The sequence below is a fragment of the Bartonella sp. AC130YNZD genome, from assembly GCF_042196865.1.
In the GTDB taxonomy this organism is placed as follows: Bacteria; Pseudomonadota; Alphaproteobacteria; order Rhizobiales; family Rhizobiaceae; genus Bartonella.
In genome coordinates this window covers 1-1,725 of sequence record NZ_JBHIQZ010000088.1, presented here as the reverse complement: position 1 = coordinate 1,725, position 1,725 = coordinate 1, and the positions used below count along the sequence as shown (strand labels likewise).

Below are 1,725 nucleotides of genomic sequence, written 5' to 3'. Positions count from 1 at the left end.
AACCCACTAAATTTACCGATAGCAAATTTGGACAGACTAACAAAGCCTATCAGAGAGACGACCTGTTTGATCCTAACAGAATTTCTGATTGGGAAGAAAAAGGAAAAACGGTGTGGGGCACCAATATTGAGAGAATGGAAACAGGAAGAGCACCTATAGGTTTTGATGGTCAATCTGTTGAATTGCATCACCTAAAACAAACGCCTGAAGGGCCCATAGCAGAAATGAGCAAGGAATCTCACCAAAAATATAGTTCGGTTATTCATGCTCCTTCCAAAACACATCAATCGCTTATAGAGAGACAAAAGTTTGGTAAGTGGAGAGAGGAATATTGGAAGGAACGCGCTAAAGGATATAGAGAACAAACAAACAATAATTTAGGAGGAATAATCAATATGAAATGGAGTATCATAGGGATAGATTTTGACAGATGGGGACAGGAGCATCGGTAGTAATGCTCTACGGTTGATGAAAAGAGAGAAAAAAGAAGTTTGGAGAAATAATCTATGAAAACCTATACCTTAGCTGATGTTGCAGTATTAATTGATAAAGTGAATAAATATGATGATGATATTATCCATTTTCGTATTAAAGATAATGCAGTTGATGATCTTGTGATTGAAAAGGCGGAGAAAGCTCTTGGTTTACAATTCACATCGTCTTACAAGAGTTTTTTTAAACATTATAAAGGTGGGGATATTGGTGGTGATGAAATCTTTAGCCTTTATGAGCATCCTATAGGTGTTTCTGTTAATGATATTGTTTACCAAAACTTAAATGCTAGAAAACGCGGTTTTATGACAGCAGAACAGCTTTTCGTTAGCAGTACTGATTTTGATGAAACCTTTTACTTTGATTATACGCAGTTTAGGGATGGAGAATGCCCAATCTATGTTATGTTTCCATCTGAAGATTGCGAATATTACGCTAGCAATTTTTATGAATTCCTTTGCAAAAGAATTAAAGAAAGCGTGGGAGCTGAGATACCTGAAGGTGATCAACCAATTGAAAAGATTGAGAACACTCCCACTCCGCAACCTATCCCTTTTTACAAGAGCTTTTGGAAAAAACTATGGAGGAGGTGAAATTGATAGAGGAAATATGGAGCGTTTATAACGCACGTTTTGAGGATCATCTATGAAAACCTATACCTTAGATGATGTTATACAACTAGTTGATAAATAGGATAATTGCGATTTATTGCTTGTTATGAAAACATCTAAAAAGAGATTGATCATTATAAAGATTAGCAAAATCCCTTTTAATAGACCGTGTCAGTGTTGTCAGTTCTTTTTAGACCCTATAATTATTTTTTCAAATGAGTGAAAATAAAAGTTATTATATTTCAATAGGTTAGTATTTTAATGATACAACCTTTATTAAATAGTAACCCATAAATTCAACTCACAATATATATTTGTCAGTTATGTGTCAGTAAATTGAACTGACAAAAGTGATCATTTTAGTGAGACATTAAAACGTGTCTTATGAAAAGCAACTGATTACGTTATCAAAATCCTTTTTATGAATTTTTATCAGTTCTTTTGAAGATATAAACTTATGATTTTAGAGAATTAATTACAACGTGCTTTATGAAAGCATATGATCTTTTAAAGCCTTTCAAAAGATAGCTTGTACCCCATAAGAAATGCTATCAAGATCATTAGGTTATGAGTTTTGAAGGGATTTTGAGTTTTGAGGGTTGCTGCTATTATGTAAAAAAAC

General features: G+C 33.4%; 2 protein-coding genes. Both read left to right on the top strand.

The window, feature by feature from the left end; all coding sequences use genetic code 11:
- Positions 1–452 (top strand): HNH/ENDO VII family nuclease (locus ACFINU_RS09725; protein WP_375618961.1); only part of this gene is annotated, 452 nt, incomplete at its 5' end.
- 54 nt (positions 453–506) lie between these two features.
- Entirely contained in the window at positions 507–1,085 is a 579-nt protein-coding gene (locus ACFINU_RS09720) for an SMI1/KNR4 family protein (RefSeq protein WP_375618960.1), read from the top strand.
- The last annotated feature ends 640 nt before the right edge of the window (positions 1,086–1,725 follow it).

Coding starts and splice junctions, on each gene's coding strand:
- ACFINU_RS09720 (WP_375618960.1), top strand. CDS start 507: ATGAAAACCTATACCTTAGCTGATGTTGCAGTATTAATTGATAAAGTG.